This window comes from Vibrio sp. 10N.286.49.E11, from assembly GCF_041469505.1.
GTDB classification, from domain to species: domain Bacteria; phylum Pseudomonadota; class Gammaproteobacteria; order Enterobacterales; family Vibrionaceae; genus Vibrio; species Vibrio crassostreae_C.
Genome location: NZ_JBFRKQ010000060.1, coordinates 1 through 23,805 on the forward strand (window position 1 = coordinate 1; position 23,805 = coordinate 23,805).

Sequence of the window (23,805 nt, forward strand, 5' to 3'; positions counted from 1 at the left end):
CTCTTAAGTGAACGGCATTAATCTACGGATGCCTTTTTTATTGACCCCTATTTATTGACAGGAATTTGACGAAGTTTTTGAACGGCTATTGCTACACTATGCGCGCTGTCGAACTGACAGTAATTTTGGAGATTTTTATGAACAATACCGACCATCCTCCTAGTTTGAATGGAGAAGAATAACCTGTCTCGGTATTGATCTATTGTCCTGCCGTTCAGGTAGGGTATCTTTGTTTTCCCTTCATTCTTTTCCACACTCTAGATTCTAACAAGTAGACACACCAGTGCTTTAAGCTCTTGGTGCGCTCAGTTATATGCTTTATGTATCGAGTTCTACGCTCTTGGTGTACACCGCTTTATGTTTGTGAAGTACTTACTGTAGGCTACTTGTTTTGATGGTCGTTACCTTTGCCAATCGGGAGATTCGCCATGACGGTAATGAACAACACTTTTTTATCTATTGAAGCTCTGTACTCAGAGCAAGACATCCAAGCTGTATCGAATGCATTTCAGCAATACGGGCGTGAGCAGCAAGTTAGGCTTCTCAACTGTATGCCGCTTGAAGATGCAGTACTTGTATTAGGGCAATGCTCTCTAAGTACGATTCAAGCTCTACTTAGTGAGTTAGAGGAGCAAGGCTTTGAAAAGCGTTCGCGACATCTAGCTCACCAACTAGGGCTAATCTATTCAGAGGTTGAGCCTCAACAGGGTTACCTTTCTACAGGTGTATTAAGCCATGTTAGACAGCGTATCGGTTGGATTATTGCGCTGGCACTGCTAGGTATCGTTTCTGGTCTTATCATCGCTCAGTACGAAGATATCCTTAGCCAACTGGTACTGCTAGCTATCTATATGCCAGTTATCGCTGCAGCGGGAGGTAACACGGGAACACAAGCCGCTACTTTGGTGATTAGAGCCTTAGCCACTGGTGAATTGAAAAAACGTCAGTGGGCCAATGTTCTATGGAAAGAGTTTAGAGTGGCTATTTGTTTAGCACTGGCGATTGCCGCGGTAATGATTGGACGTATCTTGCTGTTCAGTGAAAACCAGTCTACTGGTGGTTACGACATTAACATGATTGCCTTTGCTATCGCTGTTGCTCTGTTTATTCAGGTGACAATATCGACGGTTCTTGGCGGCGGGTTGCCTATCGTGGCTCGTTTGTTCAAGTTGGACCCTGCAGTGCTAGTGAGCCCAGTGCTTGCTTCCATAGTTGATATCTCAGGAATGTGGATCTACTTCACTGTGGTTAACTCATTCCTCGGTATCGCTTAGCTCCTATAAAAATAGGCACCTATAAAAATAGCTAAATACATCTGAGAAACAAAAATGGCGCTGCAGATTGAAGGTCTTCAGCGCCATTTTTATTGTTTGAGTAGAAGTTTACACAGAGCCAAACATTACTTCGATTTGCTTTGTGTTTGACTGAACTCAACTACATCTTTGTAGAAAGCACGCTCAAACTGGGTGATTGGAGCCTCTACCGGTCTGTCTGGATCTTGTTCTTCAGGGAAGTAATCACGGACAAATTGTACAAACAGAGAGTTTGGTTTTCCCGCTTTATCTAATCCGTATCCCGCCATGTTGTAACTGCCGTATAGAGAACCACTCTTGGCGATAATGTTGCCTTGAATCGGTGCTTTTCTCATGCTCTGACGGTATTTGAGCGTTCCATCAGTGCCAGATGTAGGCATAGCCTCAATCAGGCTGAGCTGTTGATCGTTTTCCCAGATATAACGAAGCACTTGAGCCATGGTCTGTGACCTCATTCGGTTATTTCTGGATAACCCTGAACCATCGACGAGCTGCGCTTTACTGAGGTCAATATTAGCCTTGGTCAGCAGTATCTGTTTTATTGCTTCAGTGCCGTTATTGAAGCTGCCCGGTTGAACATAAAATGTTGCTCCTAGCGTTTTAGTTAGATTATCTGCGATAAGGTTATCTGACTTCTTGAGCATGATATCGAGCAGTTCAGGAAGCTTTTCTGAGTTGTGACTAGCGACTAACGTGGTTTTGTCTGCTTGCGCTTTTTTACCAATAATCACATCACCTTTTACTTCTATTTTCAGTTCTTTGAGAAGCGATGTAACGACTTGATATGTGTAAAGTTCTGGATTTTGAATCGCGAACTTGAGTGGCAGTGGCTTTTTACGCTCAACCAAGCAACCAGAGAGCTTGTAAGCGTTATCTGGTGTGGTGATGAGCTCCAAGTCGCATTGTGTTGCCTTCTGCCCAGAGCGAGTTACCGTGGCAGCGGTGGTCGTCACGTCTATCGGATAGTGAGCGGGAATATAAACCCGAGTGCTGCCATTATCTTTTGTATAAATAGAGGCTTGTGCACAGTTGCTGTCTAAGGTCATTGCACTCGAAGGCGCACTGTAACAAACGCCTAGAATGTCCCAAGGCCACCCCACCGCTCGCTGATAGCCCGTAAAAGTCGAGTTATCGAGGTATAAGTTGCCTTTGATGGTTCTTGATTGAGACTTAGCGTATTGAGCCAAAAGGCTTTTAAGCTGTTCTCGTTGCAGCGTTGGGTCGCCACTAAATGAAATGATAGAGTCATTACCAGAACGAACAATGCTGGTCGTGTAGTGAAAGTCATCCCCTAACTCCAACTTAGCCGCCAAAGCTGTCACCAGCTTCAAAGTACTGGCGGGTGGGTAGAAGCCATCACTATTGGAATTCAGTTTGTTTGAATCGCCTTTCAGGGATTCCAAAATTACACTGGTGCTACTGCCATCAGGCAGTTTATCTAGAGGGGGGTAAGCGAAAGCGTTAACTGAGAAAGCGCTAATGGAAAAACTACATACCAGTAGTGTGGATAGAAGGCGCATAGAAGATTTCTTGGATGGCTGATGTTTTCAGTATACAGATATAAAAAACGCCCGCTAGATAGCGGGCGTTTTGATTCTCAATTAACTAATTAATCAATTAGATAATCAGAATTAGAAGTCGTAACGTAGACCTAGAGCTAGCTCGTCTTCAGCGTCTGCTTTAGATGCAGTACCGTTACCCAAACCTACAGTACCAATTGTGTCATTTTCACTGATTAGGTTGAAGTTGTACGAGATGTACGTACGGAAGTTCGGCTTGAAGTAGTAAGTCGCATCGATTGCAACGTTGTCAGCTGAAGTTTCACCGTCAGTTTCTGCGTTGTTGTACGTTAGTGTGAATGCAGTTTTTTCTAGTGTGTATGCTGCTGCGAATTCGTAACCAGTGTAATCACCGTTATCTTTCGCTAGCTCACCGTCTGTGAACGTACCAGCAAAGTATAGAGCTTCAGTGCGGTAAGAAGCCGCTAGCATGTATTCGTTTTGCTCGTCTTGATCAGCGTAACCAGCACCTAGCTTAAAGCCAGAGTCGCCGATTGAGTAGATACCAGATAGAGAGTAGCCATCTTCGTTGTTGTCAGTGAAGTCGCCTGCTGCAGTTTCAGAACGGTCAGCGAAACGGTAGCTTGCTTTAACTGCTAGGTCTTGGAATTCACCTTTGTAAGAAAGCATGTTGTCTGTACGGTCAGCCGCTGCAATTTTGTATGCCGCTGAGTTACCGTGGTAAGACATGATATCGGTAAAGTCTGTGATAACGCCTAGCGCACCGTCGTTTTTACCGTAAGTTACTTCACCGAATGTACCGCCGATACCAGCGTATGTGTAACGGTGATCGATAGAATCAGCATCGCCTTCGTAGTCGTTTGCGTTGTATTCTGCTTCGTAGAAACCAACGCCGTATAGGCCGTCTTGGATTTCAACTTTACCTAGGAAGTTAAGACGTACACGAGTGTTGTCTTGTGCTTTGCCATCTTTTAGAGATAGACGAGCTTCAGCACGACCACCGATTTCTAGAGAAGTGCCGTTTGAGCTGTATACAGAAGTACCGGCAATATCACCAGCTTGTTTACCGTCGGCTGCCACTGCGTTAGTAGCAAGAGCTGCAGCAGATACAGCAAGCGCGATCATAGTCTTGTTCATGTTATTATTTCCTAATTACTGTCCATAGAAGTTTTATTAAGGATTTGAACCCTTTTGTGTATTGCCTGTATTAATCAGGCTTCATAATCATGATTAGAACAGAAGTCTGAAAATGCCAGTGCAATCCATGGGTTACTTTTTACCTCTAAAGTTCCATGGTCAGTTAGTAAAATGATATAAAACTAAAAAATGAACACTGTTTTATTATATCTTTTTTGTTTAAGTGATTGTTTTTGAGTGTATTTTATAAAAGTGTGATCTGTGTTTATTTTGTTTGTTTTTTGTTTTTTTAGGTATTTAGCTCTCCACTTATTGATGGGGAGGTTATTATTCATTTTTGTGATGTCTGTAATTTAGACCTAGATAAAGCTTTTATAACGCAAAGTGGAATAAAGGTGATTTAGCCATAAAGTTTGTTTACACTAAGCCAAATCGTTTTGTTTCTATCACCCAATAAATACGTTGGGTGTATTTATGTTGGCCAAAGAAAGCTTTGGCATAGAGGTAAAAAATGGAAAAGGTTCCAATGACAGTACGTGGCGCTCAGCAGCTACGTGACGAATTAGATCGCCTACTTAAGCTACGCCCTGTTATCTCAGCAGCTATTGGTGAAGCACGTGAACTAGGTGACCTGAAAGAGAATGCTGAATACCACGCCGCTCGTGAAGAGCAGGGTATTTGTGAAGCTCAGATCCGTGATATTGAATATAAGCTATCACTGGCTCAGATCATCGATGTAACGCAAATGGATAATACGGGCAAGATTATCTTTGGTACGACAGTGACACTGATTGATGTGGATACCGATGATGAGTTCCGCTACCAAATCGTTTCAGAAGACGAAGCAGACATCAAAACGGGTCGCATTTCTGTGAAATCGCCAATTGCTCGCGGTCTTATCGGTAAAATGGAAGGCGACGAAGTCATGATCTCTACCCCTGGTGGTGACAAAGACTTCGAAATCGACAAAGTAGAATATATCTAATTGAATTTTCTTTGTTTCTGATAAGTAAAAAGGTCGCTAAATGCGACCTTTTTCGTTTCTCACGCTACACTAAAAGATAAGCGCTGTGGCTTCCTATTAGTGAAGTTAGCTTATATCAAACTCGCTTATTTACGTGGAATCTCGATTTTACGTGCTTCTGACTGGCGGAACAGTACTAGAACTTTACCGATAGTCTGTACTTTCTCAGCTTTAGTTTCACGTACAATTGCATCGATAATCAGTTGCTTAGTCTCACGGTCTTCTGATGCAACTTTAATCTTGATCAGTTCGTGGTGGTCTAGAGCTAATTCGATTTCCGCTAGAACAGCTTCAGTAAGTCCATTTGCGCCCATTAGCACAACAGGTTTTAAACTGTGAGCTAGGCCCTTTAGATGCTGCTTTTGTTTGGTACTTAGGTTCATTACGCGGCCAATTTTCTTTACTATTAGGGTTGAAAAAACCTATTTTAACGCCATCTAAAGCTGAAGACTATAATTTATTCAGCAATTAGTACTTTCCTCCAATTTAGGTATCCAATGAGCAAACAGAAACACTCGGCCAGTTCAGGCCGTTGGTTGAAGGAACACTTCGACGACAAGTACGCAAATGAAGCAAGAAAGAAAGGCTATCGTTCACGTGCTTATTTCAAAATGGAAGAGATTCAAACGAAAGATAAATTGCTGTCTCCTGGGATGACCATTGTGGATTTGGGTGCAGCACCTGGCGGTTGGTCTCAATATGCTGCTAAGATTGTTGGAGACAACGGACAAATCATTGCGTGTGACTTGTTACCAATGGATCCGATTGCTGGTGTTAGCTTTTTACAAGGCGATTTCCGCGAAGAAGCTGTGCTAGATGCCTTGTTGGAACGTATACAACCAAACATGGTTGATGTCGTGATGTCAGATATGGCACCTAATATAGCAGGCAACAATTCTGTGGATCAGCCAAGAGCTATGTATTTAGTTGAATTAGCTTTGGATATGTGTCGACAAGTTCTAGCTACCAATGGTAGTTTTGTTGTAAAAGTATTCCAAGGCGAAGGGTTTGACCAATACGTTAAGGACGTCCGCGAGATGTTTAAAACAGTAAAAGTTAGAAAACCCGACTCTTCTCGAGCTCGATCTCGTGAAGTGTTTATCGTAGCCACTGGTTACAAAGGTTAACGATTCTCTTCCAAGAGTGAGAGTTAACAACATGGCTACAGGTTACAAACTGTAGTACCCTACCTTTAATTACAATTAGTTATCGAGAGGCTTACACCTTGAGTGACATGGCAAAAAATTTAATTCTGTGGCTTGTTATCGCGGTAGTGTTGATGTCGGTATTCCAGAGCTTCGGCCCTGGGGAAAGTAACGGCAGAGCAGTAGATTACACCACGTTTGTACAGGAAGTTGGCCAAGGCCAGATTCAAGACGCACAGTTCAATAACAGCGAAATCACTTTCACACGTCGTGGTGGTGGTTCTAAGTATGTAACTTACATGCCTGTTTATGATCAAAAGCTACTTGATGACTTAATTAATCAAAACGTAAAAGTTCAGGGTACACCACCTGAAGAGCAGAGCCTGCTTGGCACTATCTTCATCTCATGGTTCCCAATGATCTTACTGATTGGTGTATGGATTTTCTTCATGCGTCAAATGCAAGGCGGCGGCGGCGGTAAAGGCGCGATGTCTTTCGGTAAGAGTAAAGCTCGAATGATGAGCGAAGAACAAATCAAAACCATGTTTGCTGATGTTGCTGGTTGTGACGAAGCAAAAGAAGACGTGAAAGAGCTTGTGGACTACCTTCGTGACCCAAGCCGCTTCCAAAAGCTAGGTGGTAAGATCCCGACAGGTATCCTGTTGGTTGGTCCTCCTGGTACGGGTAAAACATTGCTTGCAAAAGCGATTGCCGGTGAAGCGAAAGTACCGTTCTTTACTATCTCTGGTTCTGACTTCGTTGAAATGTTTGTTGGTGTTGGTGCATCTCGTGTGCGTGACATGTTCGAACAAGCGAAGAAAGCGGCACCTTGTATCATCTTTATCGATGAAATTGATGCTGTAGGTCGTCAACGTGGCGCTGGTGTTGGTGGTGGTCACGATGAACGTGAACAAACACTGAACCAAATGTTGGTTGAGATGGATGGTTTCGAAGGTAACGAAGGTATTATCGTTATCGCTGCGACTAACCGTCCAGACGTACTAGACCCTGCATTACTTCGTCCTGGTCGTTTTGACCGTCAAGTTGTGGTTGGTCTACCGGATGTACGTGGTCGTGAACAGATTCTTAAAGTACACATGCGTAAAGTGCCACTATCAGGTGATGTTGAACCGTCGCTGATCGCTCGTGGTACTCCAGGCTTCTCTGGTGCAGATCTTGCGAACCTTGTGAACGAAGCGGCGCTATTTGCTGCTCGTGGTAACAAGCGCAATGTGTCTATGGTTGAGTTTGAACTTGCGAAAGACAAAATTATGATGGGTGCAGAGCGCCGTTCAATGGTTATGTCTGAAGAAGTGAAAGAGTCAACGGCTTACCACGAAGCGGGTCACGCAATTGTTGGTCGTTTGGTACCTGAACACGATCCAGTGTACAAGGTGTCAATCATTCCACGTGGTCGTGCGCTTGGTGTAACCATGTACTTGCCAGAGCAAGATCGTGTGAGCATGTCTCGCCAACATCTAGAGTCTATGATTTCTAGCCTGTACGGTGGTCGTCTTGCTGAAGAACTTATTTACGGTAAAGACAAAGTGTCAACTGGTGCGTCTAACGATATCGAACGTGCAACTGATATTGCTCGTAAGATGGTTACGCAGTGGGGCTTCTCTGAGAAATTGGGTCCTCTTCTTTACGCAGAAGAAGAAGGTGAAGTTTTCCTAGGTCGCGGCATGAGCCAAGCTAAGCACGTTTCTGATGACACGACTAAGCTTATCGATGAAGAGATTCGTATCCTTATCGACCGTAACTACGATAGAGCTAAGAAGATTCTTGAAGATAACATGGATATCATGCATTCGATGAAAGACGCTCTAATGAAGTTCGAAACGATCGATGCAGGTCAAATTGATGACTTGATGGAGCGTAAGCAAGAGATTCGTGATCCAGCTGGTTGGGGTGATCAGGTAAAAGCTGAACCTACAAAGGAAGAAGCAAAACCTGAAGCTAAGGCAGAAGAAGCTAAAGCGGAACCTAAAGCTGAAGAGTCAAAAGTTGAAGAAGTTAAATCTGAATCAGATGATGCTCAAAACAAAGATTCTTAATCGCTAAACTATCAATTAAAACCCTGAGTACGCTCAGGGTTTTTCTGTTTATAGCCTATGGTGTTTTTCCCTTTAAGATCGGCCTTCCATGATATTAAAAGCACATAATAAAACTCTCGTGTTAGATCGCCCACATGTGATGGGCATCCTCAATGTCACGCCTGACTCTTTCTCTGATGGCGGAAAATTCAATTCATTAGATAATGCTTTACTGCAAGCAGAGCGAATGATTCAAGCTGGTGTTAGCATTATTGACATTGGTGGTGAATCAACTCGCCCGGGAGCGCCTGACGTTCCTTTAGAAGAAGAGCTCGCTCGCGTTATTCCTGCCATTAAAGCAATTCGCGCTAAGTTTGATGTGTGGATCTCCATTGATACCAGTAAAGCTGAAGTGATGCGCCAAGCCGTTGAAGCGGGGGCTGATTTGATCAATGATGTGCGCGCACTGCAAGAGCCCGGAGCTTTAGAAGCGGCCGCCGATGCTAATGTGCCCGTTTGCCTGATGCACATGAAAGGTCAGCCAAGAACCATGCAAGCTAACCCTAATTACGATGATGTCCTAATGGATGTTGAAGCGTTCTTAAAAGAAAGGGTGGAGGCTTGTGAGGCTGTTGGTATATCAAAAGATCAGCTGATTCTGGATCCTGGTTTTGGTTTTGGTAAAACCATTGAGCATAATTACCACCTATTAGCGCACCTTGAAAAGTTTCATTCGTTAGGCTTACCTGTTTTAGCGGGGATGTCGAGAAAATCGATGATCTTTAAATTGCTAGACAAGGTTCCGGCCGACTGCATGGTCGCAAGCGTCACTTGCGCGACGATTGCCGCGATGAAAGGCGCACAAATTATTCGCGTTCATGATGTCGAGGAGACACTGGAAGCGATGAAAATAATCGAAGTGATGAACAACAATCACTAAATATAATTAAGGAAAATCACTATGTCTGATAAAAGACGTTATTTCGGCACAGATGGTGTGCGTGGCAAAGTAGGCCAGTACCCGATTACACCTGATTTTGTTCTGAAGCTTGGCTGGGCTGCGGGTCGTGTTCTTGCGAAGCAAGGCACAAAGAAAGTCATCATTGGTAAAGATACTCGTATCTCTGGTTACATGCTTGAGTCAGCGCTAGAAGCTGGCCTTGCTGCTGCTGGTCTTCAGGCTACGTTTACTGGCCCAATGCCAACACCTGCTGTGGCTTACCTAACTCAAACCTTCCGCGCTGAAGCAGGGATCGTTATCTCTGCATCACACAACCCATACTACGATAACGGTATCAAGTTCTTCTCTTCTGAGGGAACAAAACTGCCGGACGATATCGAGTTGGCAATTGAAGCTGAATTGGATAAAGACATCGAATGTGTTGATTCATTTGAGCTTGGTAAAGCAGTACGTTTGAACGATGCGGCTGGCCGTTACATCGAGTTCTGTAAGAGCACATTCCCAAATCAGATGACGCTTGCAGGAATGAAAATTGTTGTCGATTGTGCACATGGTGCGACTTACCACATAGCTCCTGCCGTATTTAAAGAGCTGGGTGCTGAAGTTATTGCGATTGGTGTTGAGCCAAACGGTACTAATATCAACCACGAAGTCGGTGCGACAGATGTACGTGCTCTGCAAGCAAAAGTGGTTGAAGAAAAAGCGGCATTAGGTCTTGGCTTTGATGGTGATGGTGACCGTATCATCATGGTTGACGAGCTAGGTAACAAAGTTGATGGCGATCAAATCGCTTACATCATTGCTCGTGATGCACTGCGTCGCGGTGAGTTGAAAGGTGGCGTTGTTGGTACACTAATGACCAACCTTGGTATGGAAAATGGCCTTAAGCAGTTAGGTATTCCGTTTGTTCGTGCTGCTGTTGGTGACCGTTACGTAATGGAACAGCTTCTTGCTAAAGGCTGGAAGATCGGCGCTGAAAATTCGGGGCATGTTATCCTACTAGATAAAGTGACGACGGGTGATGCTATCGTTGCTGCTCTGCAAGTGTTGGCTTCAGTTGTTGATAGTGAAATGACGCTGAATGAGCTGTCTCAGGGCATGACGTTATACCCTCAAGTTCTAGAAAACGTTCGTTTCAGCGGAGATTCAAACCCATTGGAAGCTGAAGCGGTAAAAGCAGCGGTTGTTGAAGTAGAAGCTGAGCTTGGCGAGAAAGGTCGTGTGCTATTACGCAAGTCTGGTACCGAGCCACTACTGCGTGTCATGGTTGAAGGCGAAGATGCAGAGCTTGTTCAAGCATCAGCGCTTAAGATTGCAGATGCAGTAAAAGCAAACTGCTAATTTAACCTTTTACTTAGCTGGCGCAGCGAATAGCGCCTGTGATTAGAAGTGGTTGACTTATATCACGGTCAAAAGATATAACGGTCAAAAGAGACGTAAATGAGTTTTGTGTCGCTTTTGACCTTTTTTTGACCATTCACTTGGTAAAGGCTTATTTTTTAGCAAATTCTCCTTGTCAGCCATCGTCGCATTCGCTAGTATTGCTCGGCCTTCAGTTAGGAGGTCGCTAGCCTTGTTCTTAAAAATAGTTTTTTGAACGGCGCTGGCTCAACAATTAGGAACATAGGTGGAAAAATGTTTACAGTTCTACTTGTGATTTACCTGTTGGCAGCGCTTGGTGTAATTGGCCTAGTGTTGATTCAACAAGGTAAAGGCGCAGATATGGGAGCCTCTTTCGGTGCTGGCGCTTCAAACACTGTGTTTGGTGCTGGTGGCTCAGGAAATTTCCTTACCCGAATGACTGCAATTTTTGCAACTACATTTTTTATCCTTAGCTTAGTGCTTGGTAATATGTCTACACATAAAACTGAGTCACAATGGATTGACCCGACCCAAGGTCAGGTGATTCAACAAGCTGATGATGCAGTGAGTGAAGTTCCGGCGCAAGGCGACGAAATTCCACAATAATCTGTAAAGATTTGATGCCGAGATGGTGAAATTGGTAGACACGCTAGCATGAGGTGCTAGTGCCTTAGGGTGTGAGGGTTCGAGTCCCTCTCTCGGCACCATGTTTACAAACTTGTAAAACATCTTGTTGGGCGTATAATGCTCGCAAGTCGGACGCGGGATGGAGCAGTTTGGTAGCTCGTCGGGCTCATAACCCGAAGGTCGTCGGTTCAAATCCGGCTCCCGCAACCAATTTCAATGCTATTATATAGCTTGTATTGGTAGCAAGTTTGCACAGTGTGAACCTCACTGTGAGTTAGGTGCGATATCGAATGTGATGGCACTTAACATATAAGGGTCCAGCAACAAAAACCCCGGCTTATACGGGGTTTTTTGTTATCTAAGCATTTGTAAATGTATTTAGATAATGTTTGCTTGGAATTTAAATTGGGCTTTGAGCCCTTTTTTTGTTTCTGGAGTGGTTAAATGACTGGTTTAGAAAGACAACTTACTGAAATGCTTGACGCTCCAGTAGCAGCATCAGGTTATGAGTTAGTTGGATTAGAATTTATTCGTGCTGGTGAGCACTCAACGCTACGTATTTACATCGATTCACCAAACGGTATCAATGTAGATGATTGCGCTGAAGTTAGCCACCAAGTAAGTGCCGTAATGGACGTTGAAGATCCAATTTCAGTGGCTTATAACCTTGAAGTGTCTTCACCAGGTTTAGAGAGACCACTGTTCAAAGCAGAGCATTACCAACAATTTATTGGTCACGAGGTAAGCATCGTTTTGAAAATGGCTGTCGGCAACCGTCGTAAATGGAAAGGTGATATCCAATCTATCGAAGGCGAGACAGTGAAAGTATTGGTTGAAGGACAAGAAGAAGAATTCGTCCTGAGCAATATTGCGAAAGCTAACCTGATCCCTAAATTTTAGTTCTCCTAGAGAGAAGAGCTTAAGAGGCTAGATTAATGAACAAAGAAATTTTGGCGGTAGTAGAAGCTGTTTCAAATGAGAAAGCAGTTCCTCGTGAGCGTATTTTTGAAGCGCTTGAAATCGCGCTTGCAACGGCAACAAAAAAGAAAAGCGAACTAGAAATTGAAGTTCGTGTTGAAATTGACCGTAAAACGGGTGATTTCGAAACTTTCCGTCGTTGGGAAGCTGTTGAGGAAGTTGAATTCCCAACAAAAGAAATCTCTATTGAAGCTGCAAAGTACGATGACCCAGAGATCGAACTTGGCGGTTTCATTGAAGATGATATCGAATCAGTAACGTTTGACCGTATTACGACTCAAACGGCTAAGCAAGTTATCGTACAGAAAGTACGTGAAGCTGAACGCGCTCAAATCGTTGAGCAGTTTATCGATAACGAAGGCGAGCTAGTAACTGGCGCAGTTAAGAAAGTTAACCGTGACACTATTATTCTAGACCTAGGTAACAACGCTGAAGCGGTAATCCTTCGTGATGACCAACTTCCTCGTGAAAACTTCCGTCCAGGTGACCGTGTTCGTGGTCTTCTTTACGCAGTTAAACCAGAAGCTCGTGGTTTCCAGCTTTTCGTTACTCGTTCGAAGCCAGAAATGCTAGCTGAACTATTCCGTGTTGAAGTGCCTGAGATTGGTGAAGAGCTAATTGAACTTAAAGGTGCTGCACGTGACGCTGGTTCTCGTGCTAAAATCGCTGTGAAAACAAACGACAAACGTATTGACCCAGTTGGTGCGTGTGTTGGTATGCGTGGCGCACGTGTACAAGCTGTTTCTAACGATCTTGGTGGTGAGCGTATTGATATCGTTCTTTGGGATGATAACCCGGCTCAATTCGTAATCAACGCAATGGCTCCTGCTGATGTTGCTTCAATCATCGTTGATGAAGACGCACACTCTATGGATATCGCTGTTGAAGCGGATAACCTAGCACAAGCGATTGGCCGTAGCGGTCAAAACGTACGTCTAGCGTCTCAACTTACTGGTTGGGAACTGAACGTAATGACTGTTGCTGATCTTGAGAAGAAGCACCAAGAAGAAGCAGTTGCTTCTATTGAAAACTTCATGAAGCACCTAGACATTGAAGAAGACTTTGCTCAAATGCTTGTTGAAGAAGGCTTCTCTACGCTTGAAGAAGTAGCATACGTTCCTGTGAACGAGCTTCTTGAAGTAGACGGTCTAGACGAAGGTATCGTTGAAGAACTACGTAACCGCGCAAAAGACGCACTGACTACTCTAGCGCTAGCGAAAGAAGAAACTTTCGACGGTGTTGAGCCTGCTGAAGACTTACTTGCACTTGAAGGTCTTGAGCGTGAAATGGCTTACAAGCTAGCAGCAAAAGGCGTTGCGACACTGGAAGACCTAGCTGACCAAGGCGTTGATGAACTAGAAGGCATCGAAGACCTAACTGCAGAGCGTGCAGGCGAGCTAATTATGGCTGCGCGTAACATCTGTTGGTTCGGCGACGAAGAATAATTCAGCAAGGAGAGAAAGCGGTATGACACAATTAACAGTTAAAGCACTGAGTGAAGAGATTGGTACGCCAGTTGACCGCTTAATTGAACAACTTGCTGATGCAGGCATGAAGAAAGCAGGGTCGGATCAAGTGACTGATTCAGAGAAGCAAACATTGCTAACGCACCTTAAAAAGGAGCACGGCGATACTTCAGGCGAAACAGAACCGACTCGTTTAACTCTTCAACGCAAGACCCGCAGCACGCTAAGTGTTGCCGCTGGAGGCGGTAAGAGTAAGGATGTTCAAGTAGAGGTACGTAAAAAGCGTACTTACGTGAAGCGCAGCACTATTGAAGATGAAGCGAAACGTGAAGCTGAGGAAGTAGCTAATCGTGAAGCGGAAGAGAAAGCACAACGCGATGCTGAAGAGCAAGCGAAACGTGATGCTGCAGAGAAAGCACAGCGCGAAGCTGAAGAAAAAGTAACACGTGAAGCGGATGCAAAACGTGAAGCTGAAGAGAAGGCTCAACGCGCACAAGCTGAAAAGGCTAAAAAAGACATGAATTCAAAAAATGCAGACGCTAACGCACAAGCGAAAAAAGAAGCGGATGAACTTAAAGCTCGTCAAGAGCTAGAAGCAACTCGTAAAGCAGAAGCTGAAGCAGCTAAGCTTGTTGAAGAAGCTCGTAAGTTAGCAGAAGAGAACCAAGAACGTTGGTCTGAAGAAGAGAAGAAGAAGAAAGAGCAAGAGAAATCTGCGGATTACCATGTGACTACTTCTACTTACGCTCGTGAAGCTGAAGATGCGGCAGATAAGAAAGATGAGAAAGCACCTCGTCGTCGCAAGAAGAAAGCAGCTCCTGCTAACCAACCTGCAAACAACCGTGGTGGTCGTAACCAGCGTGGTCGTGGCGGTAAAGGTAAGCTTGCTAAACCAACTTCAATGCAGCAAGGCTTCGATAAGTCAGCAACTGTTGCTAAATCTGACGTTGCTATCGGCGAAACTATCGTTGTTTCTGAACTGGCTAGCAAAATGTCAGTTAAAGCAACTGAAGTTATCAAAGTAATGATGAAGATGGGCGCTATGGCGACTATCAACCAAGTGATCGACCAAGAAACAGCACAACTTGTTGCTGAAGAAATGGGTCACAAGGTAATCCTACGTAAAGAAAACGAACTTGAAGAAGCAGTACTAGCTGACCGTGATAGCGATGCTATCGCTGAAGGTCGTGCTCCTGTTGTTACTATCATGGGTCACGTTGACCACGGTAAAACTTCAACACTTGATTACATTCGTAAAGCACACGTTGCTTCTGGCGAAGCTGGCGGTATCACGCAGCACATTGGTGCTTACCACGTAGATACTGACAACGGTATGATCACTTTCCTTGATACTCCTGGACACGCGGCGTTTACAGCTATGCGTGCTCGTGGTGCTCAAGCGACAGATATCGTTGTACTTGTAGTTGCAGCAGACGATGGCGTAATGCCACAAACAATCGAAGCAATCCAGCACGCGAAAGCGGCAGGCGTTCCTCTGATTGTTGCTGTGAACAAGATCGATAAAGAGGGTGCAAACCCAGACAACGTTAAGAATGAGCTAGCTCAATACGACGTTATCCCTGAAGAATGGGGTGGTGAGAACATCTTCGTTCACATCTCTGCTAAACAGGGTACAAACATCGATGGTCTTCTAGAAGCAATCCTTCTTCAGTCTGAAGTTCTTGAACTTACAGCGGTTAAAGAAGGCATGGCGTCTGGTGTTGTTGTTGAATCTCGTCTTGATAAAGGTCGTGGTCCAGTTGCAACAGTACTAGTACAGTCTGGTACTCTAAACAAAGGCGATATCGTTCTTTGTGGTCAAGAGTACGGCCGTGTTCGTGCAATGCGTGATGAAAACGGTAAAGACATCGAAACTGCAGGTCCATCTATTCCTGTAGAAATTCTAGGTCTTTCTGGTGTTCCTTCGTCAGGCGATGAAGCGACTGTTGTACGTGATGAGCGTAAAGCACGTGAAGTTGCGAACTACCGTCAAGGTAAATTCCGTGATGTTAAACTAGCTCGCCAACAAAAAGCGAAACTAGAGAACATGTTCGCGAACATGACGGCTGGCGAAGTTGCTGAGCTTAACGTGGTACTTAAAGCTGACGTTCAAGGTTCTGTAGAAGCGATTGCTGACTCTCTACTGAAACTGTCAACTGACGAAGTGAAAGTGAACATCGTAGGTTCTGGTGTTGGTGGTATTACTGAAACTGATGCAACGCTTGCTGCAGCTTCTAACGCTATCATCCTTGGTTTCAACGTTCGTGCTGACGCAACTGCGCGTAACACGGTTCAGAACGAAAACCTAGATCTACGTTACTACTCAATCATTTACCAACTAATTGACGAAGTTAAACAGGCGATGGGCGGTATGCTTGCTCCTGAATTCCGTCAAGAGATCATTGGTCTTGCACAAGTTCGTGACGTATTTAAGTCGCCTAAACTTGGTGCAATCGCTGGTTGTATCGTGACTGAAGGTACGATTAAGCGTAGCAACCCAATCCGTGTACTTCGTGAAAACGTTGTTATCTACGAAGGTGAACTAGAGTCACTTCGTCGCTTTAAAGATGACGTTCAAGAAGTTAAGAACGGTTACGAGTGTGGTGTCGGCGTTAAGAACTACAACGACGTTCGCGTTGGTGACCAGATCGAAGTATTCGAAATCGTTGAGGTTAAACGTACTCTAGACTAATCAGTCTGTACGACTCGACATATTGACTAAGGTTACTAACATTACTAGTAAAGGTAATAAGTAATCGGTTGTTGAATACACCATGGGGGGCTGGTTATTACCAAGCCCCCCATCTTTCTAAGTGAGAAAAGAAAATGTCAAAAGAATTTAGCCGCACACAACGTGTGTCTCAGCAGCTTCAAAAAGAGCTTGCGCTTATCCTACAACGTGAAGTTCGTGACTCACGTATTGGTATGGTAACTATCTCAGACGTAGAAGTGTCTCGTGACCTTGCTTACGCAAAAGTGTTCGTGACTTTCCTGTGTGTTGGTGAGCAAACTCCTGAATCATGCCTTAAAGCTCTTAAAGAGCATGAAGTGCCAGTTCGTATGGCTCTTGGTAAGCGTATTCGCCACCGTCTAACGCCTGAAGTTCGTTTTACTTACGACAACACACTAGTAGAAGGCATGCGTATGTCTAACCTAGTAAGTGAAGTTCTGAACGATGATAAGCGTAAGCAAGAAGAAGCTGGCCGCACTGACGAAGCTCAGTCTAAGGGCGAAGAGTAATGGCTCGCCGTCGTAAAGGTCGCCCTATCAACGGGGTAATTCTATTAGATAAGCCGACTGGCATTTCGTCTAATGATGCACTGCAAAAAGTAAAGCGTATTTACTTTGCAGAGAAGGCAGGGCACACCGGTGCTCTGGATCCTCTTGCGACTGGCATGCTGCCAATTTGTCTTGGCGAAGCAACGAAGTTCTCTCAGTTTCTTCTAGATTCTGATAAGCGCTACGTTGTTATCGCTAAGCTTGGTGAGCGTACCAATACCTCTGACTCTGATGGTGAAGTGGTAGAGACACGTGATGTTAACGTGACTCAAGAACAGCTTGAACGTTGCATTGCGAGCTTCAAGGGTGAAACCGATCAGATACCATCAATGTTTTCGGCATTGAAGTATCAAGGTAAGCCTTTGTACGAATACGCACGTGCAGGTATCGAGGTTCCTCGTGAGTCTCGTAAGATCACTGTGTACTCTATTGAACTGCTTCGCTTTGAAGGTGATGAAGTTGAAATGGAAGTGCATTGTTCGAAAGGCACATACATCCGCACAATTACCGACGACCTTGGTGAAATGCTAGGTTGTGGTGCTCACGTGACCATGCTTCGTCGTACAGGTGTCGCAAAGTACCCATACGAGCGTATGGTGACTTTGGAGCAGTTAAACGAGATCCTAGAGCAAGCACAGGCGCAAGAAATTGCACCGAAAGAGCTGCTTGATCCACTGCTGATGCCAATGGACACTGCCGTTGAAGACTTACCAGAAGTAAACCTGAACGCGGAACTGACTGACCTAGTTCAGCACGGTATGCCAGTTCAGGTCGCTGGTGCGCCAACTGAAGGCACGGTTCGTATGACAAGTGGCGAAGAGAAGCTGTTTGTCGGCGTAGCTCAGATTGCTGAAGATGGCCGAGTTGCACCGAAGCGTTTGGTTGTTTTCAGAGATGAAGAGCCACAAGCGTAGCGCTTACATCGGATCTTAGCGCTGAGTCGTGAAAAGCGAGCAAATAAGATAGAAAGCGAACGCCTAATTTAGGTGGTTCGCTTTTTTCGTTTTTAATGGGTTCGATTGTTATTGCACCAACTGACAAACTTCCCTATAATCCTCGGCTCGCGTAGCGGCTGAATCAGAGATTGGCTGCTACAAATATAAACTTACTCTTATCAGGAGAGAATTATGTCTCTGAATGCAGAAACTAAAGCAGCAATCGTTGCAGAATACGCACAATCTGAAGGCGACACAGGTTCACCAGAAGTACAAGTAGCACTACTTACTGCTTCTATCAACCACCTACAAGGTCACTTCAAAGCGCACAAACACGATCACCACAGCCGTCGTGGTCTACTACGTATGGTTTCTAGCCGTCGTAAGCTTCTTGATTACTTGAAAGGCAAAAACCTTGCTCGTTACCAAGACCTAATCAAGCGTCTAGGCCTACGTCGCTAATAGCGATGTCTGCAAAGACAGTTTGAAGAAAAGGAGCATTTATGCTCCTTTTTTTGTGCCTGTAAGAAAATGCTAGGCTGGATGCTCAGAATATCATCTGGCTTTTTCTGATAGGAAATATATCTCCTAATAAAAATAGTTTATACTACGCCCGCCTATAGCGTTTTCAGCGTTTGGCAATCAACCTCTCAAGAGATTACAGTCACAGATGTCGGCCAATAGGTCGCGACTATTCAAAGGCGGATTTGGTCTTAATTCGGCGTATGAACACATACAAAGAGTCACCATCCTAAGTCCCTTTTCACTAGTCGCGATTGGTAATGTCTTGAGTCATTATTCACTTAATCTAAAGTCTGACTTTAGAGCTAAGGATATACAATGTTTGAAAAACCAGTTGTAAAATCGTTCCAGTACGGTAACCACACCGTTACTCTAGAAACGGGCGTAATTGCACGTCAAGCTACTGCTGCTGTAATGGCGACTATGGACGATACTTCAGTATTCGTTTCTGTTGTTGCTAAGAAAGAAGCAGTTGCAGGTCAAGACTTCTTCCCACTAACAGTAAACTACCAAGAGCGTACATACGCTGCGGGTAAAATCCCTGGTGGTTTCTTCAAGCGTGAAGGTCGTCCATCTGAAGGCGAAACACTAACAGCTCGTCTGATTGACCGTCCAATTCGTCCACTTTTCCCAAGTGCGTTTAAAAACGAAGTTCAAGTTATCGCTACGGTTGTTTCTATCAACCCTGACGTAAACCCAGACATGATCACTATGATCGCAACATCTGCTGCGCTTGCTATCTCTGGTGCTCCATTCAATGGTCCTATCGGTGCTGCACGTGTTGGTCACATCGACGGCGAACTTGTTCTTAACCCATCAAATACTGAGCTTGAAAACTCTAAACTAGACCTAGTTGTGTCTGGTACAGAAGGCGCAGTACTTATGGTTGAATCTGAAGCAGATAACCTATCTGAAGAAGAAATGCTTTCAGCTGTTGTTTACGGTCACGACCAACAACAAGTTGTAATCAAAGCAATCAACGAGTTTGCTGCTGAAGTTGCAACTCCATCTTGGAACTGGGAAGCACCAGCAGTTAACACTGAGCTTAAAGCTCAAGTTGCTGAACTTGCTGAAACTCGTCTATCTGACGCGTACCAGATCACTGAGAAAATGGCTCGTTACGAGCAAGTTGGCGTAATCAAGAACGACGTTGTTGAAGCTCTAATTGCACAAGACGAAAACCTAGATGAGCGCGAAATCCGCGGCATGCTTGGTTCTCTAGAGAAAAACGTAGTACGTAGCCGCATCATCGCTGGCAACCCACGTATCGATGGCCGTGAAAAAGACATGGTTCGTGCGCTAGACGTACGTACTGGTGTTCTTCCACGTACACACGGTTCTTCTCTATTCACTCGTGGTGAAACTCAAGCACTTGTTACTGCAACGCTTGGCACACAACGTGATGCTCAAATCATCGACAGCCTGATGGGTGAGAAGAAAGACAACTTCCTTCTACACTACAACTTCCCTCCATACTGTGTAGGTGAAACTGGTTTCGTTGGTTCTCCTAAGCGTCGTGAAATTGGTCACGGTAAGCTTGCTAAACGTGGTATCCAAGCAGTAATGCCTTCTGTTGAAGAATTCCCATACACAGTTCGTGTTGTATCGGAAATCACAGAATCTAACGGTTCTTCTTCAATGGCTTCTGTATGTGGTACATCTCTAGCTCTTATGGATGCTGGTGTTCCAATCAAAGCTTCTGTTGCGGGTATCGCAATGGGTCTTGTTAAAGAAGGCGACGATTTCGTTGTTCTTTCTGACATCCTTGGCGACGAAGATCACCTAGGTGACATGGACTTTAAAGTAGCAGGTACTAACGCTGGTATCACTGCACTTCAAATGGACATCAAGATCGAAGGTATCACTAAAGAGATCATGCAAATTGCACTTAACCAAGCGCAAGGTGCACGTAAGCACATCCTTTCTGTAATGGATGAAGCTATCTCTGGTGCTCGTGAAGATATCTCTGAATTCGCTCCACGTATCCACACAATGAAAATCAGCTCTGATAAGATCAAAGATGTTATCGGTAAAGGCGGCGCAGTTATCCGTGCTCTTTGTGAAGAAACTGGTACTACAATCGAAATCGAAGACGATGGCACAATCAAGATTGCTGCTACTGAAGGCGCAGCTGCTAAAGAAGCTATCCGTCGTATCGAAGAGATCACAGCTGAAGTTGAAGTTGGCCGCATTTACCAAGGTAAAGTTGCTCGTCTAGCTGACTTCGGTGCATTCGTTACTATCCTTCCAGGTAAAGATGGTCTAGTACACATCTCTCAAATCGCTGACAAGCGCGTTGAGAAAGTGTCTGACTACCTAACTGAAGGTCAAGAAGTTCCTGTTAAGGTTCTTGAAATTGACCGTCAAGGCCGTGTACGTCTAAGCATGAAAGAAGCAGTTGAAACGCCAGCTGAAGGCGAAGCACCTGCTGCTGAGTAATTCTCAGTGTGTCGATGGTGATATCGCTTTTTAGTGATTTCTAACCTATCGTCAACAAAGCATGTTATAAAGGGGAGCATATCGCTCCCCTTTTTTATTGCGGTCATAACAGGAGTAATTATTTGTGAAATGGTTTCAAACCGCGAGTATGTGTTTACTGCTTGTACTAACAGGTTGTGCGACAACATCAGATAACACCTCAAGTTGGGTTTATCCACCGATGGCTGTGCCACTGCAACCAAGCGTTCAGCAAGAAGTTCAAATTGCACGTCTTAGTCAGTTATTACAGCGCCCAGATTTGAACGATGAAGTTCGAGCTAAGATGCTGTTTGAACGTGGTAACTACTACGACAGTGTTGGCCTGCGTGATCTCGCGCGTCTCGACTTCAACCAATCTCTTTCATTGAACCCTGCTCAACCTGATATCTTCAATCTTTTGGGTGTTTACTTTACGCAGGTAGGGGAGTTTGATGCGGCTTATGAATCTTTTGATTCTACGTTAGAGCTTGATCCTGCAAACTCTTACGCAGAAAGGAACCGCTCTATCGCGCTTTACTATGGCGAGCGTTACGACTTAGCCAATGAAGAGATGATGAAGCACTATGCCGACGATCCTAGCGATCCGTTTCGCGCTCTGTGGTTGTACATCATTCAGCATGAGCTGACGCCAGAGCAGGCTAAGCTTGATTTGCAAAAACGTTACGAGAGCCGTGATGAGCAGTGGGGTTGGGTATTAGTCGCGATTATGCTTGATGACATTACTGAAGAGCAGGCTTTCAAGGCAATCTTAACCGGTACTCGTGACAACACGTTACTTGCGCAGCGTCTAACAGAGACGTACTTCTACCTTGCTAAGCGTTACCATATGAATGGTGATTACGCGAATGCTATCTCTTTGTACAAGTTAGGGGTTTCTTTTAACGTGTATGAATACGTAGAACACCGTTACTCTTTCTTAGAGTTAAGCCGTATCTTCACCACGCTTAAAGCTGAGCACTTAGCACAAGTTAAGTTAGCTGAGGCCGAAGAAGAAGCTAACGCTAAGTAAGCAACACATTTTGATTCCGAAAAGCCGCTGTCTGTCAGCGGTTTTTTTATGCTCCTTTTTTATGATCTTCATCTCGTTTTGATTGCTTTTTATTTAAACAACACTAAAATAGTTAGCCTTGCTAACTAAATGCTATTCTTTGATTAGGTGAGTATGCTGAACCAGAATTTAGAAAAGATTGAGCGCTTCGCCTCTAAGATATGGCGCACTCAGGTAAATGAAGATCCTATTTGCCAATTGAGCTTCAATGAATATGACTATTTGAAGGTCATTCAAGCCTCTCCTGAACCGATCCGATTGACAGATCTGGCGATTGAAATGCAAGTAACCAAGCCTTCAGCAACTACTATGGTTCAAAGGTTAGAGAGAAAAGGTCTCGTTGAGCGTAAAGCTTCGCTCGAAGATGCGAGGTCTAAGTTGGTCGTACTGACCAGCAAAGCGGAAGTCGGCTTGGAAGAAGAAAGTAAGATCTATCAGGTCATGGCACAGATGCTGGAAAGCCGTTTGTCTGAGCAAGAATCTCAGCAGTTAAACCTATTATTAAATAAAGCTTTAAAGTAAATAATTTAGATATTTAGTTAGCCTTGTTAACTAATTTTTCGAGTCATATCTTGTTGATATGCGACTCACAAATGAAAGTAGAGTAAGAAATGAGTAACTCAATTAGTCGTCAATTTTGGCGATACACAATCCCTACCGTGGCGGCCATGTTGGTTAATGGCCTGTACCAAGTGGTGGATGGCATCTTCATTGGCCGCTATGTGGGGGCTGATGGACTTGCAGGTATCAATGTTGCGTGGCCTGTGATTGGTTCGATTCTTGGTATTGGTATGTTGGTGGGTGTGGGCACAGGTGCGCTTGTCTCGATTCGCCAAGGTGAAAAAGATACTCAAGGCGCTAAGCAGATCTTAGCAACGGGCTTAACCTTGTTGTTAGCGATAACGCCTATTGTCTCTGCATTGCTGTTCTTGTTTGCTGATAACTTCTTGCTTTGGCAGGGCGCTGAAGGGCGAGTGTATGAACTTGGTCTGCAGTACTTACACATTCTGATTGGTGCTAGTGTCTTCACGCTAGGTTCGATCGCGATGCCGTTTCTACTGCGTAACGATGACAGTCCGAACTTAGCGACGATACTGATGATCGTTGGTGCGGTGATTAATATCGTGCTCGATTACCTGTTTATCGCTCTCTATGGCTGGGAGTTGATGGGTGCAGCATTAGCAACAGCGATTGCCCAGTTTGTAGTAACGGCTCTCGGCTTGGCTTACTTCTTCTCGCGTCGAGCAAACCTACGTTTACGTTGGAATGAGTTGAGATTGAAGCTGGATGTGATTCCACAAATCTTCGCCATTGGTACATCAAGCTTCTTTATGTACGCTTATGGTTCGATGATGGTGGCGTTGCACAATGCGTTGTTCTCTCAATATGGCGACCAGTTGATGATCGGTGCTTACGCGATTTTGGGCTACATCGTGACGGTTTATTATCTCACGGCTGAAGGTATCGCCAACGGCATGCAACCATTGGTGAGCTACAACCATGGTGCGCGTAACCAAGCAAACATCCGCAAGCTACTTAAGATTGCGATGATGAGTTCGGTATTGATTGGTGTGGCGTTCGTGCTGCTTCTCAATGCGTTCCCACGTGAGTTTGTATCAGTATTTAACTCAGACGAACCTCAGTTGGTTGAGTACACCGTGTTGGGTATTCGCCTTCACATGTTTGCACTGGCGCTGGATGGCTTCTTGGTAGTCGCAGCTGCTTACTATCAAGCGGTGAACAAGGGCAGCAAGGCGATGTTTGTGACTATAGGTAATATGCTTATCCAACTACCGTTCTTGTACATTATGCCTAAGTTGTATGGTGTGCCGGGGATCTGGATTGCGTACCCACTGTCTAACATCGCACTAAGTGTGGTGGTGATGGTAATGCTCTACAAAGACTTAAAGAAGCTCGATGCCTCACCGATGGAAACAGCGACGGCATAGGCCGTGTTTCTTAAGTCGCATTAAA

General features: G+C 44.6%; 20 protein-coding genes and 2 tRNA genes. 19 read left to right on the top strand and 3 right to left on the bottom strand.

All coding sequences use genetic code 11. The annotated features are described in order from the left end of the window. Positions 1-428: 428 nt before the first annotated feature. Positions 429-1,274: a magnesium transporter gene (locus AB4167_RS14620; RefSeq protein ID WP_017059400.1), complete on the top strand. Its 846-nt coding sequence runs from the start codon at positions 429-431 to the stop codon at positions 1,272-1,274. Positions 1,275-1,399: 125 nt separating this feature from the next. Here AB4167_RS14620 and dacB read toward each other — a convergent pair whose 3' ends face one another. Then, entirely contained in the window at positions 1,400-2,833 is a 1,434-nt protein-coding gene (gene dacB, locus AB4167_RS14625) for a serine-type D-Ala-D-Ala carboxypeptidase (RefSeq protein ID WP_372072884.1), read from the bottom strand. A gap of 111 nt (positions 2,834-2,944) precedes the next feature. After that, a complete protein-coding gene (locus tag AB4167_RS14630) occupies positions 2,945-3,970 on the bottom strand; it encodes a porin (protein WP_372074589.1) in 1,026 nt (341 codons plus the stop codon). 511 nt (positions 3,971-4,481) lie between these two features. Between AB4167_RS14630 and greA the strand changes: the two genes are divergently transcribed. Continuing rightward, complete coding sequence (gene greA, locus AB4167_RS14635; RefSeq protein WP_017059397.1) at positions 4,482-4,955, top strand: transcription elongation factor GreA; 474 nt, start codon at positions 4,482-4,484, stop codon at positions 4,953-4,955. 125 nt (positions 4,956-5,080) lie between these two features. Here greA and yhbY read toward each other — a convergent pair whose 3' ends face one another. Beyond that, positions 5,081-5,377: a ribosome assembly RNA-binding protein YhbY gene (gene yhbY, locus AB4167_RS14640; RefSeq protein ID WP_004738252.1), complete on the bottom strand. Its 297-nt coding sequence runs from the start codon at positions 5,375-5,377 to the stop codon at positions 5,081-5,083. 114 nt (positions 5,378-5,491) lie between these two features. Here yhbY and rlmE point away from each other — a divergent pair, with 114 nt between their 5' ends. The 17 genes from rlmE to AB4167_RS14725 all read left to right on the top strand — a co-directional run bounded on the left by rlmE (position 5,492) and on the right by AB4167_RS14725 (position 23,780). Beyond that, entirely contained in the window at positions 5,492-6,121 is a 630-nt protein-coding gene (gene rlmE, locus AB4167_RS14645; protein ID WP_017059396.1) for a 23S rRNA (uridine(2552)-2'-O)-methyltransferase RlmE, read from the top strand. Positions 6,122-6,228: 107 nt separating this feature from the next. Continuing rightward, positions 6,229-8,196, top strand: coding sequence for an ATP-dependent zinc metalloprotease FtsH (ftsH, locus tag AB4167_RS14650; RefSeq protein ID WP_017059395.1), 1,968 nt, complete (start codon positions 6,229-6,231; stop codon positions 8,194-8,196). An 88-nt stretch (positions 8,197-8,284) separates the two neighbouring features. After that, a complete protein-coding gene (gene folP / locus AB4167_RS14655; protein WP_102393175.1) occupies positions 8,285-9,115 on the top strand; it encodes a dihydropteroate synthase in 831 nt (276 codons plus the stop codon). 21 nt (positions 9,116-9,136) lie between these two features. Then, positions 9,137-10,477 carry a phosphoglucosamine mutase gene (gene glmM / locus AB4167_RS14660; protein ID WP_017072092.1) on the top strand — a complete coding sequence of 447 codons (1,341 nt, stop codon included), beginning with the start codon at positions 9,137-9,139 and terminating at the stop codon, positions 10,475-10,477. Between the two features lie 294 nt (positions 10,478-10,771). Beyond that, a complete protein-coding gene (secG, locus tag AB4167_RS14665; protein ID WP_017059392.1) occupies positions 10,772-11,104 on the top strand; it encodes a preprotein translocase subunit SecG in 333 nt (110 codons plus the stop codon). 16 nt (positions 11,105-11,120) lie between these two features. Further along, positions 11,121-11,205: transfer RNA gene (locus tag AB4167_RS14670), tRNA-Leu, on the top strand. Positions 11,206-11,258: 53 nt separating this feature from the next. Next, positions 11,259-11,335 (top strand) — tRNA-Met (locus tag AB4167_RS14675). Between the two features lie 234 nt (positions 11,336-11,569). Then, complete coding sequence (gene rimP / locus AB4167_RS14680; protein ID WP_004738265.1) at positions 11,570-12,025, top strand: ribosome maturation factor RimP; 456 nt, start codon at positions 11,570-11,572, stop codon at positions 12,023-12,025. A gap of 35 nt (positions 12,026-12,060) precedes the next feature. Beyond that, positions 12,061-13,548, top strand: coding sequence for a transcription termination factor NusA (gene nusA, locus AB4167_RS14685; RefSeq protein ID WP_017059230.1), 1,488 nt, complete (start codon positions 12,061-12,063; stop codon positions 13,546-13,548). Between the two features lie 22 nt (positions 13,549-13,570). Next, positions 13,571-16,261, top strand: a complete 2,691-nt coding sequence (gene infB / locus AB4167_RS14690) for a translation initiation factor IF-2 (protein ID WP_017059231.1) — start codon at positions 13,571-13,573, stop codon at positions 16,259-16,261. Between the two features lie 134 nt (positions 16,262-16,395). Continuing rightward, on the top strand, positions 16,396-16,809 hold the full coding sequence (gene rbfA, locus AB4167_RS14695; RefSeq protein WP_017059232.1) for a 30S ribosome-binding factor RbfA: 414 nt from the start codon (positions 16,396-16,398) through the stop codon (positions 16,807-16,809). Continuing rightward, a complete protein-coding gene (truB, locus tag AB4167_RS14700) occupies positions 16,809-17,762 on the top strand; it encodes a tRNA pseudouridine(55) synthase TruB (RefSeq protein ID WP_017059233.1) in 954 nt (317 codons plus the stop codon). The genes rbfA and truB overlap by 1 nt, the downstream gene beginning before the upstream one ends. A gap of 213 nt (positions 17,763-17,975) precedes the next feature. After that, entirely contained in the window at positions 17,976-18,245 is a 270-nt protein-coding gene (rpsO, locus tag AB4167_RS14705; protein ID WP_010436144.1) for a 30S ribosomal protein S15, read from the top strand. 378 nt (positions 18,246-18,623) lie between these two features. Further along, a complete protein-coding gene (gene pnp / locus AB4167_RS14710) occupies positions 18,624-20,744 on the top strand; it encodes a polyribonucleotide nucleotidyltransferase (RefSeq protein WP_017059234.1) in 2,121 nt (706 codons plus the stop codon). A 124-nt stretch (positions 20,745-20,868) separates the two neighbouring features. Then, the gene (nlpI, locus tag AB4167_RS14715; protein WP_017065965.1) at positions 20,869-21,792 is read left to right on the top strand and encodes a lipoprotein NlpI; all 924 of its coding nucleotides are present in this window, start codon (positions 20,869-20,871) and stop codon (positions 21,790-21,792) included. A 153-nt stretch (positions 21,793-21,945) separates the two neighbouring features. Beyond that, positions 21,946-22,353 (top strand): MarR family winged helix-turn-helix transcriptional regulator, encoded by a 408-nt coding sequence (locus AB4167_RS14720; RefSeq protein WP_372136696.1) that lies wholly within the window; start codon positions 21,946-21,948, stop codon positions 22,351-22,353. 89 nt (positions 22,354-22,442) lie between these two features. Then, positions 22,443-23,780, top strand: a complete 1,338-nt coding sequence (locus AB4167_RS14725; protein WP_017065966.1) for an MATE family efflux transporter — start codon at positions 22,443-22,445, stop codon at positions 23,778-23,780. Positions 23,781-23,805 lie beyond the last annotated feature (25 nt).